This is a genomic window from Paenibacillus sp. J22P51 (assembly GCF_059692215.1).
This window is the reverse complement of record NZ_JCAUAZ010000015.1, coordinates 47,212-64,602: the sequence shown is the minus strand read 5'-3', so window position 1 is coordinate 64,602 and position 17,391 is coordinate 47,212. Positions and strand designations below refer to the sequence as shown.

The window sequence follows — 17,391 nt, the reverse complement described above, 5'->3', positions numbered from 1 at the left end:
TTCGTTTATCATAAGATTTCCATAAAAGAAGACATGATTCCTTCTACTCTACGTTCGCATATTTATTTCCAGCTAGATCTTTACCGCGAGCCAGCCATACTTTGAAGTTCGGATTTTTATCCTCATAGACTTTGGTATCTGTAGAAAAATAACGCATAGTGTAGCCACAGCGACGGAATTCGCTCTTGTTCGGATCTGCACCATGAATGATACGCGAATCATGCAGCGAGCATTGACCTCTTTGCAGCTCAAAATGAACGGCTGTGGAAGTGTCCATATTTTTGATTTGGGTACTGAAGAGATTCTTCGCCCCATCTACACTCTCGTATTCAGAAAATCCATTGTTGTGCGTGCCTGGAATGACTTGCATACAGCCATTTTCCTTCGTGCTATTATCGATAGCCAACCATACGGTAATGATGTTATCGAAGTTACTGACGCGGCCTTTCCAATAGGTAGAATCCTCATGCCACGGCGTTGCTCGACCTACGAACGGATCCTTACAAATAAAATGGGAGGACCAAAGACCAATGTTAGGCCCGATAATTGGCTCAACCAGATCCAACACTTCATCTGATAATAGAAATTGTAAAAGACGATCTTCACGGAAATGCGGCGTGTCTAACTCGTCGGAAAGCTTGCTGCCTTTTTGCTTCAGCTGATCTTCAAATATATCCGTTAGCTCGGCTAATTTCTCCGCGGAGAATAGCTGTTTCTCATACAGAAAATACCCATTTTTCTTATAAAACGCGACTTCTTCTTGTGTTAATTTACTCATCCTAACCCCTCCTGATTGTGTGTTCTTAGCTATACACTAACTATACCCCGCAGTAGGATTGGATGGCTTATCATAAGCTTAGAAGAAGTTAGCGTATCTTCAGATATTCTATGTCCAGAACCAGAAAACAAGCAACAGCATCGTGAAACGAACGATCTCATAGGAAGTGTCGACAGCTACGACAAGCCAGCTTTTGAATTGCCATACCTTTTTCCCAACCGTGAACGGAAGTGTGTAGCCCGCTGCTAGCAGCATGGTAAACCAGAAAGCATTCAACAATCGGCCTCCATCATACGCAAATGCTTGTCCGCCAGCTTTCCATAGCTGTAAACATATTGCGAATGCAATAGAGGTTACAAAGGATACAAGAATATAAATCACAAAAGATTGGATCTTATCTGCTTTACTTACGTTAAGAGCGACTTGGTCTCCCTTGCCGTACATGTGCTTTTGATAAGGTTTAGCCCAAATCACTGCCATCCATAGAAAGCCTAATACTAACGATAAAATCCCCGTAACGAACACGGCCCAATAATTAATTTCTTGAAATAACATTTCGAATCTCCTCATCTCGCCTATGTAATTTTACGAAACCTTTTGGTTTCGTTTCTCATTATATACAACCGTTTGGTTTCATGTCAATTCCTATTTTATGTAAAAAGGTATGCAAAAGTCTAACCGTTTTTCATGAAGTTCCACTCTTGTACATATCAACCATTCACCTAATGACATATGCATAGAATTAGATAAACCTAATCTGGTTTATGTGAGGTGAACTTTCATATTTGCAGCAATACCAAGTTGTACAGAAATGAATCTCGATAGCAATTTCGCAGCATCTGTAAGGGCATTTGAACGTACAATTCACTTTAAAATACGTGATGGAGTGATGGTGGTGGAAAATTATCAAGTAGTTCCCTGGATAAATGATGTTTTGGATCCAGGAGTCGTTGCTAACATGTATGTTCCTCCTGGTTTAGAAATGCTGGCACGAGAGGTATTGGGACATTATGACTTACAGGTCTATGATATGCTCTTGATTACCTCTAAGCCAGATAAAGGCGGCGCTATTTGGAAGATCGGCACAAGTAAGGGCAATCTCAGTATCAAATGTTTGCACAGACGGCCTCGAAGAAGTCTTTTCAGTGTCGGCGCTCAAGCCTACATGTCCGGTTTAGGTCACAGGGTTCCAGCTTTTATTCCTACGAAGGAAGGCCATTACTACGTTGAAGCAGGTGGTAAACTCTGGATCGTTACAGACTGGATTGAACCCCTGGTGCCCGTATCCAAAGTCGACCTGGAAGGAGCCTCTCAGCTGTGCTTTGGCTTAGGGGAATTCCACAAAAACTCAAAAGGTTATGTTCCTCCTAGTGGTTCTGAGAAATCATCGCGCATCTACGGCTGGGGCAAATATTATGAAAAAATAATTGCCAAAATTGGATGGTTTCAGGATATCGCCCACGCCTATTCTGAAACTGCAGCAAGCGCAAGTTTACTTGCCGTTATTGAGGAATTCAAGCGGCAGGCTAACGACATGTATCTTCGTTTCCAAAACTCCCCTTACAAAGCAATGTTAGCCAAAGGTGAACCCCACTGGGGACTTGCCCATCAAGACTTCGGATGGTCGAACGGCCAAATGGGGCCTGGCGGCATCTGGGTTATCGACTTAGACGGCGTTTCCTACGATTTACCCATACGTGATTTACGTAAACTGATCACAAGCACCATGGATGATATGGGTTCGTGGGACTTGACTTGGATTCGCGGCATGATTGACGCTTATCATCGCGCCAATCCCCTTGATCAAGAAACCTTCGAAATCTTGTGGATCGATATGGCTTTTCCAAATGAATTTTATAAGCATGTCAAAGAAATCGTGTTTAATCCGCAAGTGTTTCTTGAAACTGAGCTAGACATGGTCCTTCAAAGAGTCATGACAACAGAAACAAGTAAGTGGCAGGCATTAACCGAGCTTGAAAAAGATAAGGCCAACTACCCTCTTGGAGACTACTCAGCGGATTACGTCAAACCAACCATCCAACTTCCGGCAGTTGTCCTTCCTGGAGATTTGTTGACACCAATTTATTCCGATATGCCAGTTACACCAGTCGTACCTGTATCACCTGTTACGCCGGTAACGCCTATAACACCTGTATCACCTGTAACACCTGTAACACCTGTTACGCCAGTAACTCCTGTTACGCCAGTAACTCCTGTTACGCCTGCTGTTGAAGAGATCATGCCAATTCCACTTGAGCAAGAGCCAGTTTATGCTGAGTTACCTGAAGTAGCAGAACCTGTTTATGACAAGAAACCAGTCGATAAGGAAGTCATCCCTGTACCTTATACACAAGAGCCTGTTGCGGTCACCGTTCCTTCTACACGTAAACCAAAAAGTGGCTACGCCAAAGCTCCAGTTGTATCAGAGCCTGTTTCGGTTCCAGTTACACCAGAAACTGTATCTGCAGGAGATCCTGCTGCTATTACTGTGCCTTCAATACCAATTCCTGTCCCAACCCTCATTCAATTGCCTGCTCGCGGACAAAAGCGATTTAAACTCCGAGTTCCAAGGAAGCGGCGCGCATTGAAAAGAACCAGAATCATCAAGAAAACCCGATATATCAAACGAAGAAAACAAAAGAGACTCACAAAATGGAAACGCATCACAGGTATAAAGATTATCTGGGGTTACAAAACATGGCGTGCTAAGAAAAAAGTGAAGTCCTTACGCCGACCTATAAAGAAACAAATGAAACGTAAACTGGGACTTAAGAAGCCTGTTAAACGTGTAGTGAAGCCATCTATGAAAAAAATGCAACAACCACAACTGAATAAGAATGTACCGCCGCCGTGGAAAAAAAGGCAGATTCAACCCAGAAAAAGGACTGCCTGAGAAAGGAAGCTGTTAACCTGTGAACATTCTGATGATCTGTACAGAAAAGCTGCCTGTCCCCAACATTCGAGGGGGAGCTATCCAAACCTATATTGACGGTGTGGCCACGCTACTAAGTAAACATCACAGAATTACCATTTTAGGAAGAACTGACCCTGATTTGCCGAACGATGAAGTTGTAAATGGCATCCGATATGTGCGTGTTGAATCACATGGTTTACTAGAAGCATACGCTGACGGAGTTATCCAATTCCTACAAAATACGTCCGAACATTATAATATTATTCAAATATTCAACCGTCCCTTACTGGTTCTTCCAGTCCGGAAGGTAGCCCCTTCATCACGGATTATTCTAAGTATGCATAACGATATGTTCAATCCCTTTAAGATTGATCTTAGTGTAGGAAATGCCGTTATCGAACAAACAGAACGTATTATTACCATAAGTAATTATATTGGAACCGCCATTTGCGATTACTATCCTCAAGCGGCTGATAAAATTAAATCCATTTACTCCGGTGTTGATATGAATCGCTTTGCTCCTTGGATGGAGTCAGAAAGTGCACGAAGTGCGCGGGAGAGCCTTAGGGCAGAACACAACCTCTCCAATAAGAAAGTCATTTTGTTTGTGGGGAGGCTAACTCGCAATAAAGGACCTCATGTGTTGGTGCGTGCAATGTCTCAAATCAAACATCCTGATGCTGTACTCGTTGTTGTTGGCGGTACTTGGTTCAGTGATAACTCGGTAAGCGACTATGTCGCTTACGTCAGAGCGCTTGCCGTACGCTCACCACTTCCTGTCATTACGACTGGCTATGTTCCAGCGCAAGATGTCCACCGCTGGTTCTGTGCAGGAGATGTCTTTGTCTGCACGTCTATTTGGCAGGAACCTTTGGCACGTGTACACTATGAAGCGATGGCTGCTGGATTGCCATTTCTTACAACAGCTAGAGGGGGTAACCCTGAGATCGTTAAGAATAATAACGGCATTCTCATAAATAACCCTGAAGACCCGAGTGAATATGCTCAGAGGCTAAATACGATGCTATCTGATCTGAACAATGCACGACGTATGGGACTTAATGGACGAAGATTGGCTGAACAGAATTTTTCATGGGAACGAGTTGCTCAAGAAATTCTTGCCGTCTGGGAACAAAGATAAGTATAAACATGGAGATTTCTAGTTAACTTAACTGGCTGTCCCAAAAGTAGATACTTCTACTTAGGGACAGCCCATTTTATTTGCCATGAGTCTCAGTACAAGTCTGGTTAACTGATGACGCCTGATTTGCAGGAAAAACCCCTTTCTACGAGCATGGATCCTCTGCGAAACTAGCAGAAGCCATAACAAGAGTAAGAGGTTTTTCATGCATGGAGTGTCAAGCTAATAGCAAGCAGTCTACTTACTTGACCAATTCTCTTTGAGGAAACTTTAATTTATCTACTTATGCTTCTTCTTCTTCGTCATCGTTATCGTTATCATCGTCGTCGTCATCGTCGTCATCGTCATCATCGTCGTCGTCTTCTTCATCTTCTTCGCCAACAGTAGCAGCGACAGTCACTTCTTCTTCATTTTCATCTTCTTCGTCTTCATCTTCTTCGTCGTCATCTTCTTCGTCGTCATCATCGTCATCGTCATCGTCTTCTTCTTCATCTTCTTCGCTTACAGCTGACACCGTTACTTCTTCTTCATCTTCTTCATCATCATCTTCGTCATCTTCGTCTGATTCTTCATCCTCTTCGTCGTCATCGTCATCAGCTGCACCAAACGCTAACTTAGTACCGTCAGCTAATTCCACTTCAGCCTCATCGACTTCTGACCAGTTAATGCCAGTCATTAAATCACTGATTTCGGATAAATCAACCTTGTCTTTGTCACCGTTCTCATACTCCAATGAGAGCTCTGTCACTTCAGGATGCGCTTTTAAATAACTGAGTAATTGTTCCAAACTTTCCAAAAAAATCATTCCTCTCGCTCTAAATTAGAAACTTTTATTGTCTCCATGTATACTATGATTTTTCCTACTTCATGCTTAGGCTTTTGATAGAGTAGATTGGCGGATTATGATTGTCCCGCTAGAAGATTCCCCATAAAACATATACATATCAGCTTATTTTCCCTGTGAATAGCCCTTACATTTCATAATTTTCATCATAAATTAATAATGTCTTCATATAGACAAGGAGGTAAAAGCTTATGAAAGGATTAATTCTCTGTGCAGGCAAAGGTACTAGACTCCAACCTTTTACCAATATAAAACCTAAAGGTCTGCTTCCAGTGGCGAATAAACCCTTAATTCATTATGGAATCGAAAAGCTAGTGGAATTAGGCATCGACGAGATCGGAATTGTAATTCGGCCCAACCTCTATACCATGTTTATGGAAGAAGTAGGTGCTGGCGAAAGGTGGAATGTAAACATCACATATATTTTTCAAATTAATCCTTTGGGTATCTCAGACGCTGTGAAACATTCCGAGTCTTTCATGGACAACGAACCTTTCGTGCTGCTTCTTGGGGATAATTTGATTACCCAAGATCTTCATGGCTTATGTCACGCAATTACACATGAGAACCATGATGCAGCTATTCTTCTAAGAAAAGTGGCGAATCCAAATGCATTTGGAATTGCCGAAATTGATAAAGATCGAATTATTGGTCTGGAAGAAAAGCCTTCAGAGCCCAAGTCAGATCTTGCGGTTCTGGGGAGTTATGCATTTAAACCAAGTATCTTTCAAGCTGTGCATGCGATCAGTCCCTCTGCCAGAGGCGAATACGAAATTACAGACGCCATTCAGTGGCTGATTCATCAACAATATTCGGTGGCTTATCAAATAACAGATAAGAATTTCTCCGATGTTGGAACTATGGAAGGCTGGCTCGACGCGAATAGGTGGATGCTGAAGCTCATGGAAGAAGAAGGTTTGTTAACTTCTCGTCAGGATCACCCAGGAACTATTCTAATCCCACCTGTATGCATCGATCCTAGTGCAGAATTAATCAATTGTGTGATCGGACCTTATGTGACGATCGGACCCAATGTCAGACTCGAAAGTTGTACAATAGAGAACAGCATTTTGCTAGAGTACGCCATTCTTAACCCTAACCACTATCCAATGACGAACTCGATTATCAGTCCACAGTCGGTGTTTGTGCAAAAAGACGGAGGGTCAGGAAAATGAACATTTTAATCATGGGTATGGGGTATGTAGGCGTTACAACTGGATTGGTATTTGCAGAACTCGGATGGCAGGTAACGGGGTTAGATACAGATACGATCAAAATTCAGGCATTATCTGAGGGTAACTTATCCTTTTATGAACCGGGGCTGGACCTGTTATTAAAGAAACATATTGCATCTGGAAAAATCAATTTTATCTCTTCTCCAGAAAAGGGAATTCGAGACAATAGCATCATTTTCATATGTGTCGGCACCCCCTCCGATATAGATGGAAGCGCTGATCTTCAGGCTGTTCGAGGAGCCGCCCATAGTATTGGAACTTTCATGGATGACTATAAAATTATTACTGTGAAAAGCACAGTTCCTATAGACACAAACCGTAAATTAGTCGAGTGGGTCAGAGAAGCCCAAACCTATCCCCACCCTTTCGATGTTGTTTCTAACCCTGAGTTCCTCCGGGAAGGCAGCGCCTTGTTTGATTCACTGAATCCGGATCGCATTATTATAGGAAGCGATAATGAGCAAGCCGCAAATGTCATTCAATCCTTATATGGCAGCATAAAAGCCCCCATTTTTGTGACCAAACCCCGAACAGCGGAATTGATCAAATATGCATCGAATGCCTTCTTGGCAACTAAAATTTCCTACGTGAATGAATTAGCAAGACTCTGTGAATCGTTGGAGGTCAATGTCACCGATGTCACCAAAGGAATTGGAATGGACCAACGGATAGGCCCCCACTTCCTAAAAGCTGGGATCGGTTATGGAGGCTCTTGCTTCCCGAAAGACAGTATGGCTCTCTTATATACGGCGAAAGAGCAACAAGTTGAAATGAGCATTCTTGAACGGGTTGTTGCCGTCAACAACTCACAGTCTTCATACTTTTTGAACATGTGGGAGCAAAAGTTAGGTGGATTCAGCGGTAAAACCATTGCGATCCTTGGCATTGCCTTTAAACCGAATACTGATGATTTAAGGGAAGCACCCGCACTTTCCATCATTCAACAATTACATCATAAACAAGCGAACCTCAGAGTGCACGATCCCATAGCCAAGCTGCCTGAAGCTCTTCGCTCTGAGAAGGTTCAACAATTCGAATCGATCGAGATCACATTGCAGCATTGTGACGCAATCATCCTTTGCTCGGAATGGAAAGATTATATTCGTGCAGATTGGGCACAGTTACGAACGCATTTGAATGATTATTTTGTTTTTGATGGAAGAAATATGCTGAGTGGCAAAGAAATGACCAAGCTAGGCTATGCTTATTATGGCATTGGAAATAGATAATCTGCTTGAGATGGGAGGTTACTTGAAAATGAAAATACTCGTCACAGGAGCAGCAGGGTTTATCGGATCTCATCTTTGTGAAAAACTTCTCCAGGATCCACATAACGAAGTCATTGGATTGGATGCTTATGTTCAGAAATCTCCGACCCCTGTTCCCGTTAGGGAGTATAACCTTCGTTTCTTACTTCCTCACGCTCGATTCACCTTCATTAACCAGGATTTATTACATGTTCCGTGGGCGGAGATTCTTCCTGGCGTAGATATTGTCTACCACTTGGCTGGGATGCCTGGCGTGCGTTCTAGCTGGGGGGAAGATTTTAAAACCTACGTCACCAATAACATCGAAGCTACCCAAAGGCTGCTAGAAGGCTGTCGTACGTATCCCGTTAGTAAAATCGTTTATGCATCGACATCCTCCGTGTACGGCGAAAAAACGAATCAAGTGAATGAGGCCGCTACGACAGTGCCACTCTCGCCTTACGGGGTCACCAAACTGACTGGAGAGCAGCTCTGTAAGGTTTATGCAACGAAAGATGAGCTACCTATCGTTATTTTACGATTCTTCACTGTGTACGGTCCTAGACAGCGTCCTGACATGGCGTTTCATCGGTTTATCCAGCATATTCGGCAAAATAAACCAATCCCTATCCACGGAGATGGCCTCCAAACACGCGACTTTACATTTGTTGGCGACTGTGTAGAAGCCATCGCAGCAACGGCCTATGCAGCAAACGTCATAGGCGAAACCATCAATATCGGAGGCAAAGAACGCGCCTCTGTCCTTGATTGCATCGCCATTCTTGAGGAGCTTTTTGAACGGAAAATAGACAGGCAATTTCTTGGCAAGGCCTCGGGAGAGCCTCGACATACCTGGGCAGATATCAGTAAGGCACAAGCGCTGCTCGGCTATCAACCAAAAACCGATTTACGCAGTGGATTACAAGCAGAAATCATGGATTTATCCCAAACTCCTTATTTATAAGGAGTTTTTCTATTTGGATGGACATCCTTTCTACGCTCCGTGCAAATAAATTCGTAATTTGGACAAAGAATAGACCAATTTAACGTCATGAAATCCATTTATTTGTAAATAAAGGGGGAAATTGATCGTTTTTGATGCATCCAATCCAGTTATTTGAAAATATCAAGTCTGAATTCCCCGCAATTCGTCACAATTACAAGCGTTTCCATGACTTCCAATTAAGAAAATCAGCATTCTCCCGTATTTTCGCGCTCACTAACGTTTGCAATTCCCAATCTTATCGTTTATATTTTTATCTTGCTGGCTATCCTATTAACATAGAATTCGGATTATTTAACAATATAAGCCAGTACATAAATTATGATGAGGTGTACCCACATGACATTGAAAAAAACAGCTGCAGGGCTTCTAATACTTACAATGGCAGTAACAGTCGCTGCATGTACTTCCAAAGATTCTACAACTTCACCAACACCTGCAACTACAGCATCAGCAGCTCCACAAGCAACCGCTGCTGTAACGCAAGATGCAACGAACATGAAAGGCTATATCGCAGCTAGAATTGCACGCGAGAAAGTAGATTACTTGTTCGCTGAAGCGAAATCAGCAGACGGCGCTTTCATCGTTAACCCAATTGCTGCAAAAGATAAAGAAACAGCAAAGAAATTTCTATCCAGCTACATCGACGCTTCGTTGGTAGATACGTTAATGACTCATTACGTAACGGATAAAAAAGCGGGCGAGGCTTTCCTTACGAATACGAAATCGTATTTCACGTCCAATATTTTGGCAACGAAGAAAGAAGATATCACGTTTGATAAAGCGAACACGCCTGAACTCGTGAAATTCACAACAAAAGAAGGAGTTACGTATACGACGAAAAAAGTAAACGATAAATTCCTTCTAGTTGAAGTGAAATAAGGACTAGCAAGAACAAAAAGAGGCTGTACACAAGTCGTTTCAGATACTTGTGTACAGCCTCTTCGCCATTTCAACGCATTGCCCCCTGGCTAGGGTTTCGAAACGGAACGTGAGTAAACAGTACGCGAGTCCACTATTGGGAGGAAATAAGTCGGTTCAGGCATGAAAGGGAAACTGAGTCCGCTTTTTGCCCGATTTTTCGTCTATTTCGGCATTTTGGGGTAAATAAGATACTCAATTTCCCCATCGTTGACGTTCCCGCGCATTATATAGCAAATAGGGTATCCTAGTTCCTTTTCGCCGCGGACAGCGGCACTAGCTGGCCAGATAGTCGAATATATCGACTAACTCGTGCACGACCGCGGGACTTGCAGGCCAGTTAGTCGAATATATCGACTAACTCTTGCGCGGACGCGGCACTAGCAGGCCAGTTAGTCGAATATATCGACTAACTCTTGCGCGGACGCGGCATCAGCAGGCCAGTTAGTCGAATATATCGACTTACTCTTGCGCGGACGCGGCACTAGCAGGCCAGTTAGTCGAATATATCGACTTACTCTTGCGCGGACGCGGCACTAGCAGGCCAGTTAGTCGAATATATCGCTTACTCTTGCGCGGCCGCGGCATCAGCAGACCAGTTAGTCGAATATATCGACTTACTCTTGCGCCGACGCGGCATCAGCAGGCCAGTTAGTCGAATATATCGACTTACTCTTGCGCGGACGCGGCATCAGCAGGCCAGTTAGTCGAATATATCGACTTACTCTTGCGCGGACGCGGCACTAGCAGGCCAGTTAGACGAATATATCGCTTACTCTTGCGCGGCCGCGGCATCAGCAGGCCAGTTAGTCGAATATATCGACTTACTCTTGTGCGGACGCGGCATATTTTGCAAAATAGTTGCTCTGATGCAGCCAATCAGCGATTTGGAACGAACGCAGGATGTGATCTTTCTCCGCATCCCGCGGCTCGCCAACCAGCGTGCCATTATTGAGAATCGTGAAATTTTTATTCGTATTCACAAGAATTTTGCCCATCGCCGTTGACTCGAATTTCGTTTTATCTACACCCATGAGGTAAGCAAGCGTAGGCAATGTGTCTATTTGTCCCCCGATTGTGGGAATCTGCTCGCCCTGCATCCCTTTGCTGTAAATAATGAACGGGAGTTGCAGCGAATGCGTTCTCCAAGCTTCATTTTCCATGGATGGTATCGCGTCGACCTGGTCCTGATAATACTTGTGCACACCTGTGTGGTCACCATAAATCGCAACAACCGTCTGATCCAACAAACCTGATTGATCCAGCTTATTTAAGAATGCGCCAATCTGTTTGTCCGTGTAATTGATCGCTTGGAAATAAGCGCCCATGATCGTCTTATCCAAGCTCGGATCTAATCGAAGTTCCTTTGTTTTCTCTGGTAAATCGAAAGGCCCATGGCTGGATAAAGTAATGACATGAAGCATAAATGGAGATTGGACTGATGTTATTTTATCCCCAAGCTGTCTGAGGTAAGACTCGTCTGACAAACCAAGTCCTACGATATCATCCACCTTGTACTTCCCTAGATCCCAACTCGTTTGGTATCCGATATTGTGATGAGCCTCGACCCAGTTCCAACTCCCCGCGGGTTCTGAATGGGTGGAAATCGTTTGATACCCTATTCCCTCCATCAGCTTTGGCAACGAATTATAGGTGTTTGTTGGATATCGGAAGAAATTCGCGCCTGATCGAACTGGAAATACCGATGTAGTCGTCAGTAAATCGCTATCTGAACTCGTCCCATTGTTGACCTGCTCATAGAAATTCGGGAAATATAAACTATTTCCTAATAAACGGTTGATGTTCGGCGTAATCTCTTGCCCGTTAACCTGCTGACCTATCACGAAATTTTCTAACGATTCCACCTGAATGACGATTAGGTTCTTCCCTTGAAACATCCCTTTGTAGCTATTATCCGGGAGACCTTCACCGTTCTTCAATAGCCATTCCTGTACTTCTGCGCTTGCTTGATCGGTAAGATCAATCCCTTTCGCGTCTCCGAAAAGACGCAATCCATCATAGAGATGATAACCAATTGGTGACATATCTGACATTGATTGAAAAGGCGCCCAACTAAGATTGAAGAACATCATCTCACCATTGGTCGTATCCTTTACATCGATGCGATAATGATCGTAATAAACAATACTCGCAGCTAGTAACATCAATGCGACAGCCAACACGGGCTGCCTTTTGTGTTCACGTCTTCGTGACAGGATCGAGCTGTTCTTCATACGGAAAAGCGCAACCGCAGCGAGCACCACGAGATCAATAAACAGCCATAAATCAAACGGACGTAGGAAGGTCCACAGATTATAGTCGAGTGGATTAAACCCATTCGGATGGTTAATAAAACGTAGTGATAGAAACGCCGCATACGCCCTGTAATAAACCAAATCGCATACCAATAGGAAGCTAATCAGCACCTGTATACTTATTAAATAGTTACGGCGTCCTCGCTTTTTGAAGAAGAGTCCAATCACGACGACAAACAAAATGAACATCAAATGAGAGAGGACTGGCGGAACAGTGAAATACATTTTGCCAATATTGATCCCCGCATTATCTGGCGCATGCAAGGCAGCCAATAAGAGCTGCGACTTCAATAGAATTGCAAAGAACGTATACAACGACAACTTCTCGCTGCTCACAACCAAACGAATGATATTTTGAATTGTGGAACGGAAGGTTCTTCTTTTATTGACTGATAATTGCAGCAAAAAACGATTCACCTCATACCTGTTGATTTCAAACCGATTTCCCCATTTTAACACAAGTAGCAAGCGCATGTTGCTTACAAATATTGCAATATAGCGACAAGCAGCGCGCTTCGGACTGAAAAGCAATGAAAAAAGCCCTGAGACAGGTGCCCCAAGGTCTTTCCTACAGATATACCTACCCGACTTGTTCTCACTGCATATAAAAAGTCAGATCAGATTGATCACCCTTGACAGAGAGATGGTTCGATACGCGTAAGGTCCGCTCAGTGAGCACCATCATATCTTCTCTCGTTATAGATACAGTTTATTTAGTTCCTTCGCAACAGCTCGTCCCGCTGTTCGGCCGGAAAATAAGCAGCCACCGAGAAACGTACCTTCCAGCGCTCGATACCCGTGAAGACCGCCGCCGCCGAAGCCGCTTGCCTCTCCGGCAGCATACAGACCTGGTATAGCCTCCCCCGCCTGATTCAGTACACGACCGGATAAGTCCGTTTGCAGCCCACCTAAGGTTTTGCGGCTTACGATATTCAAGCGCACCGCGATGAGCGGCCCATTTTGAGGGTCCAAGAAACGATGCGGCTTAGCAACGCGAATTAATTTATCACCAATATAATTTCGAGCGCCTCGAATCGCTGTGATTTGCAGATCTTTGGTAAAGGCGTGCGCGATTTCCCGATCCCTCGCCTTGATTTGCCGTTCAATATGGTCAAAATCAAGCAACTTGTCCTCCGTCAACGCATTCATACCAGCGACAAGCTCAGCCAAAGTAGGTGCAACAACGAAATCCTCTCCCTTGTCCATAAAAGCTTGAACAGGTGCCATCGCCCCTGGCAGTGCTCTAGACAACACTTTACGTATACTTTTCCCAGTCAAGTCTGGATTCTGTTCGGAGCCTGACAGTGCGAATTCACGCTCAATTATTTTCTGGGTCAAAATAAACCATGAATAGCTGTAGCCTGACTTCTGAATCGCATCCAACGTACCTAATGTATCAAAGCCTGGGAAGTTCGGAGCAGGAAAACGCTGACCTCGTGCATCCAACCAGAGTGAGGATGGCCCTGGGAGAATGCGAATGCCGTGATTATGCCACACGGGATTCCAATTCTTGATTCCTTCCGTGTAATGCCACATCCGGTCGCGGTTCACAATCCGACCTCCGGATTGCTCCGTAATGGCGAGCATACGTCCATCGACATGTGCGGGCACGCCAGAGAGCATGCGCTTGGGAGCTTCGCCTAGCCGACTCGGCCAATATTGCCGAATTAGCTCGTGGTTAGCGCCAATACCGCCGCTGCTTACGATTACCGCTTGTGCACGGTATTCAAATTCGCCAATCACCTCACGCGAGCTCGCTTCTCCGCGTGCTGCCGAGCTAGGCACAAGTACCGCACCGCGAACACCGGTGATTGCGCCGCCGCTTTCAATAAGCTCGTTCACGCGATGACGTGGTTGATAGACGACACGTCCGTCCTTCATATGCGCGCGAATGCGTTGTTCAAATGGGGCGACGATGCCTGGGCCCGTTCCCCACACAATGTGGAAGCGAGGTACCGAATTGCCATGTCCCTCTGCGAGATAACCGCCACGTTCTGCCCAGCCGACAACTGGGAAAAAGCGTACCCCCATCGCATGCAGCCACTCGCGCTTTTCACCAGAGGCGAATTCGACGTAAGCTTCCGCCCACTTGCGGCCCCAGTAGTCCTCATCGTCTTCGCGATCAAAGCCAGCAGACCCCTGCCAATCCTGCCAGGCTAGCTCTTGCGAATCCTTAATGCCTAGACGGCGCTGCTCTGGTGAGTTAACCAGAAACAATCCGCCGAATGACCACCAGGCTTGTCCGCCGAAGGAAGCTTCTGGTTCTTGATCCAGGAGCAAGACACTTTTGCCTGCATCTGCGATTTCAACTGTTGCCACTAAACCTGCGAGTCCCGCGCCCACTACAATAGCATCAAATTCCATGATCGAATTCTCCTTTAATTCTTGTCTCTAGCTAGCCTTAATTCCGATCTTTTGCATACAAATTGCCCCCTTCTGACCACTATAGCCAAAAAGGAGGCAATTCATAGGAAGGTGATTTCCTTACCATTACGAATCCTTAAGATTCTCATCTGTTTCATCAATGACGGCTAATGGTTTTTCAAGTGAAAGCTTTTTGAGAGGTAAGGGTTTTACCTCAATCGCCCTTGGACGTGTGTCCCCGTACAGCTCCGTAAAGATCTCTTCAATTTCATCGCCTGTCAAATCTTCACGTTTCAGCAGTTCTTCCGCAATTTTGTGGACGAAATCCGTATAATCCAGCACAAGCTTCTTCACTTCAAGCATTTGCTCTTTGAGAAGCTCATTAATTTGTGGTCGAAGTGCTTTGAGACCATCCGTGCGAGAACCAACGGCTAGGAAGCTGAACAATTCATCGCCCATTCCGAGCATACCGAGATAGGCACCAGCAATTTGGGTCGCATGCTGTAAGTCAGATGTAACCCCATTTAGTTTCTTATGGAGGAATTCATCCTCTACGGCGCGGGCAGCTAAACACACCTGGATCTCTGCTAACATCTCAGAGTCGCTTCGGTTATATCGCTCATGCGTCTCTTTTGTTGCCGAGAGCCCTAGCGCGCCCCCCCGTCTAACGATCGTAACTTTCCAAACCCGTTCATGAGGCTTAAGCAGGAACTGCGCCACCGCATGACCCGCTTCGTGATAAGCGACATTCCGCTTCTCATCATCGCGCATCGAGCGAAGCGGCTGTTTGAGACCCCACTCATAGGTCTCCATAGCAGCTCGGAAATCCTCATAACTGGCAGCCTGAGCACCCCGCTGGTGTGCAATCACGACGGCCTCGTTCACTATATGTTTAATTTGCGCAGGGCTATATCCAATGGAGTCGAGACCCGCTTTTTCCGCGGTTAACGTTTCATCCAGCTTTACCTTCTTCAGATAATATTGGAAAATATCCACCCGACCGTCATAGTCAGGAACATCCACCCAGAGCTGCCGATCGAAGCGACCTGGACGAAGCAAGGCAGAATCGAGTACATCGGGCAGGTTGGTCGCTGCTACCGTTAACACGGGCGGTCGTTCCGCCTTTTTACGGCGTAGGCCAAGCGAGCGCAGCATCTTCACAATTTTGGAAGTATCGATATTGGGGGGATCCATTTGCAGAAGCAGCTCATTCAGTAAGCCAGAACCGCCGCCCATCCCCATCATGCCCATCATCCCGCCGCCAGCGCCGCCGCCTTGTCGGCTCATCCCGATGGCATCAATCTCGTCAATAAAGATGATACAAGCGCCATAGACGCGGGCCAGCTTACGAGCTTTCTTGTAAATCCCCATCACCTTCAGGTTCCCAACACCGAAGAACATGTTCTGAAAGCTCGGTGCTGACGCGTAGGCAAAAGGTACCTGTGCTTCATTGGCAATAACCTGTGCTAAGTATGACTTTCCGGTTCCTGGCGGTCCGCAGAGCAGCAATCCGCGAATCGCTTCGCCACCCATCTCCTTGAACTCCTTGACACCCTTCAGCAGGGTAACAATACGCTTCGCGTTCTCTACAATCTCAGGATTTCCTCGGTAATCATCCCATGTAGAGCCCGTCTCTCCCGGTAGAATCCAGTATGTTCGTCCTCTCGCTAAGAACCAGAAAAGCGCAACGAACTGAATAATCATAAAGGCCATAGCCATAACCAGGTTCAACAGTAAGCCGATTATACTAAACGCGACACTCCAATAGGTTGGCCCTCCTACCCATAACACCCCGAAAATCAAGGCAATGGCTGTCAGCCAGAGGATCAACTTTCGCCATCTAATCCATTGATATCTCCTCATGGCTACACTTCCTTCATATGATTAAGTTTGAATATCCCTATGAAAAGACTTCGATTTAGGCCCTGCTCAAAACAGGGCCATCACGCAATATTATTGGAATCTTTTAACGATATCCAACACATACTTGATCATCACAGCGAGACCGCAAATAAAATAAAAAATCACCACAATCCATCCTGTTGGATCAAATGAAATCATAGATAGTAGAACCGTCAGTGGCAGCACATAGTATAGGACATCTTTCAAATAATTTAGCACGAGTGTGGGACCAAAGGAGCCTTCCCAGAAGGATTTGAAGAACGCGATAACAAAATCGATCAACATGAAGCCAAAAATGCCCCAAATCGTGTAAATTATCCAGCCCTCAATTGTATTTGTCACTTTTCATCACCACCTTCCTACATACTATGCTAGGAATTGGGACGGGTGAATGACCAGTAGGCTAGAACGAATTGATTGAAATATTTCTTTTCTATTACTTACTTCATAAAGGTTTATTTTCCTTCTCATTCATGGTTGTTTTAAGAAAAATATATTACTTTTTTTTGAAAATAAGACCGAAGTATACGGCGGAATCTTTGAAAATCATCTAATAAATAGCCGCTAGATCGTGCAAGTGCAACCAAGCTTAACGTATCCAGCATTGGAAACGGTCAAGCGGTGCACGCCTATGCGCTCTTTTCAAGTTAAACAAGTATTGTTATTTCCTTTTTTTAACAAACGACACCCAGAAAAACCCATCTAAGTCCGAATACTGTAATTAGCT

General features: G+C 44.9%; 13 protein-coding genes. 6 read left to right on the top strand and 7 right to left on the bottom strand.

Going from position 1 to position 17,391, the window contains the following annotated elements; genetic code table 11:
• Positions 1-43: 43 nt before the first annotated feature.
• On the bottom strand, positions 44-778 hold the full coding sequence (locus AC58QC_RS24705; protein WP_497417699.1) for a phytanoyl-CoA dioxygenase family protein: 735 nt from the start codon (positions 776-778) through the stop codon (positions 44-46).
• 108 nt (positions 779-886) lie between these two features.
• Positions 887-1,333, bottom strand: a complete 447-nt coding sequence (locus AC58QC_RS24700) for a DUF1761 domain-containing protein (protein WP_497417698.1) — start codon at positions 1,331-1,333, stop codon at positions 887-889.
• Between the two features lie 256 nt (positions 1,334-1,589).
• On the opposite strand from AC58QC_RS24700, the gene AC58QC_RS24695 reads away from it, so the two are divergent.
• Together AC58QC_RS24695 and AC58QC_RS24690 are read left to right on the top strand one after the other, a co-directional pair.
• The gene (locus AC58QC_RS24695) at positions 1,590-3,671 is read left to right on the top strand and encodes a CotS family spore coat protein (RefSeq protein ID WP_497417697.1); all 2,082 of its coding nucleotides are present in this window, start codon (positions 1,590-1,592) and stop codon (positions 3,669-3,671) included.
• Positions 3,672-3,690: 19 nt separating this feature from the next.
• A complete protein-coding gene (locus tag AC58QC_RS24690; RefSeq protein ID WP_497417696.1) occupies positions 3,691-4,833 on the top strand; it encodes a glycosyltransferase family 4 protein in 1,143 nt (380 codons plus the stop codon).
• A gap of 283 nt (positions 4,834-5,116) precedes the next feature.
• Here the strand turns inward: AC58QC_RS24690 and AC58QC_RS24685 are convergent, their stop codons facing one another.
• A complete protein-coding gene (locus AC58QC_RS24685) occupies positions 5,117-5,629 on the bottom strand; it encodes a hypothetical protein (protein ID WP_497417695.1) in 513 nt (170 codons plus the stop codon).
• 239 nt (positions 5,630-5,868) lie between these two features.
• Between AC58QC_RS24685 and AC58QC_RS24680 the strand changes: the two genes are divergently transcribed.
• The 4 genes from AC58QC_RS24680 (at position 5,869) to AC58QC_RS24665 (ending at position 10,044) form a co-directional block, all read left to right on the top strand.
• The gene (locus AC58QC_RS24680; protein WP_497417694.1) at positions 5,869-6,852 is read left to right on the top strand and encodes a sugar phosphate nucleotidyltransferase; all 984 of its coding nucleotides are present in this window, start codon (positions 5,869-5,871) and stop codon (positions 6,850-6,852) included.
• On the top strand, positions 6,849-8,141 hold the full coding sequence (locus tag AC58QC_RS24675; RefSeq protein ID WP_497417693.1) for a UDP-glucose dehydrogenase family protein: 1,293 nt from the start codon (positions 6,849-6,851) through the stop codon (positions 8,139-8,141). The genes AC58QC_RS24680 and AC58QC_RS24675 overlap by 4 nt, the downstream gene beginning before the upstream one ends.
• 28 nt (positions 8,142-8,169) lie before the next feature.
• Entirely contained in the window at positions 8,170-9,123 is a 954-nt protein-coding gene (locus tag AC58QC_RS24670; RefSeq protein WP_497417692.1) for an NAD-dependent epimerase/dehydratase family protein, read from the top strand.
• Positions 9,124-9,501: 378 nt separating this feature from the next.
• Entirely contained in the window at positions 9,502-10,044 is a 543-nt protein-coding gene (locus tag AC58QC_RS24665; protein ID WP_497417691.1) for a hypothetical protein, read from the top strand.
• 863 nt (positions 10,045-10,907) lie between these two features.
• Here AC58QC_RS24665 and AC58QC_RS24660 read toward each other — a convergent pair.
• From AC58QC_RS24660 to AC58QC_RS24645, 4 genes are all read right to left on the bottom strand, one after another.
• Positions 10,908-12,803, bottom strand: a complete 1,896-nt coding sequence (locus AC58QC_RS24660; protein WP_497417690.1) for an LTA synthase family protein — start codon at positions 12,801-12,803, stop codon at positions 10,908-10,910.
• A gap of 291 nt (positions 12,804-13,094) precedes the next feature.
• Positions 13,095-14,762: an FAD-binding dehydrogenase gene (locus tag AC58QC_RS24655; RefSeq protein ID WP_497417689.1), complete on the bottom strand. Its 1,668-nt coding sequence runs from the start codon at positions 14,760-14,762 to the stop codon at positions 13,095-13,097.
• A 126-nt stretch (positions 14,763-14,888) separates the two neighbouring features.
• Positions 14,889-16,625, bottom strand: a complete 1,737-nt coding sequence (locus tag AC58QC_RS24650; protein WP_497417688.1) for an AAA family ATPase — start codon at positions 16,623-16,625, stop codon at positions 14,889-14,891.
• Between the two features lie 90 nt (positions 16,626-16,715).
• On the bottom strand, positions 16,716-17,006 hold the full coding sequence (locus tag AC58QC_RS24645) for a hypothetical protein (protein WP_497417687.1): 291 nt from the start codon (positions 17,004-17,006) through the stop codon (positions 16,716-16,718).
• Positions 17,007-17,391: the final 385 nt, after the last annotated feature.

Coding starts and splice junctions, on each gene's coding strand:
- AC58QC_RS24655 (WP_497417689.1), bottom strand. CDS start 14,762: ATGGAATTTGATGCTATTGTAGTGGGCGCGGGACTCGCAGGTTTAGTG.
- AC58QC_RS24675 (WP_497417693.1), top strand. CDS start 6,849: ATGAACATTTTAATCATGGGTATGGGGTATGTAGGCGTTACAACTGGA.
- AC58QC_RS24670 (WP_497417692.1), top strand. CDS start 8,170: ATGAAAATACTCGTCACAGGAGCAGCAGGGTTTATCGGATCTCATCTT.
- AC58QC_RS24650 (WP_497417688.1), bottom strand. CDS start 16,625: ATGAGGAGATATCAATGGATTAGATGGCGAAAGTTGATCCTCTGGCTG.
- AC58QC_RS24665 (WP_497417691.1), top strand. CDS start 9,502: ATGACATTGAAAAAAACAGCTGCAGGGCTTCTAATACTTACAATGGCA.
- AC58QC_RS24680 (WP_497417694.1), top strand. CDS start 5,869: ATGAAAGGATTAATTCTCTGTGCAGGCAAAGGTACTAGACTCCAACCT.
- AC58QC_RS24695 (WP_497417697.1), top strand. CDS start 1,590: ATGAATCTCGATAGCAATTTCGCAGCATCTGTAAGGGCATTTGAACGT.
- AC58QC_RS24700 (WP_497417698.1), bottom strand. CDS start 1,333: ATGTTATTTCAAGAAATTAATTATTGGGCCGTGTTCGTTACGGGGATT.
- AC58QC_RS24705 (WP_497417699.1), bottom strand. CDS start 778: ATGAGTAAATTAACACAAGAAGAAGTCGCGTTTTATAAGAAAAATGGG.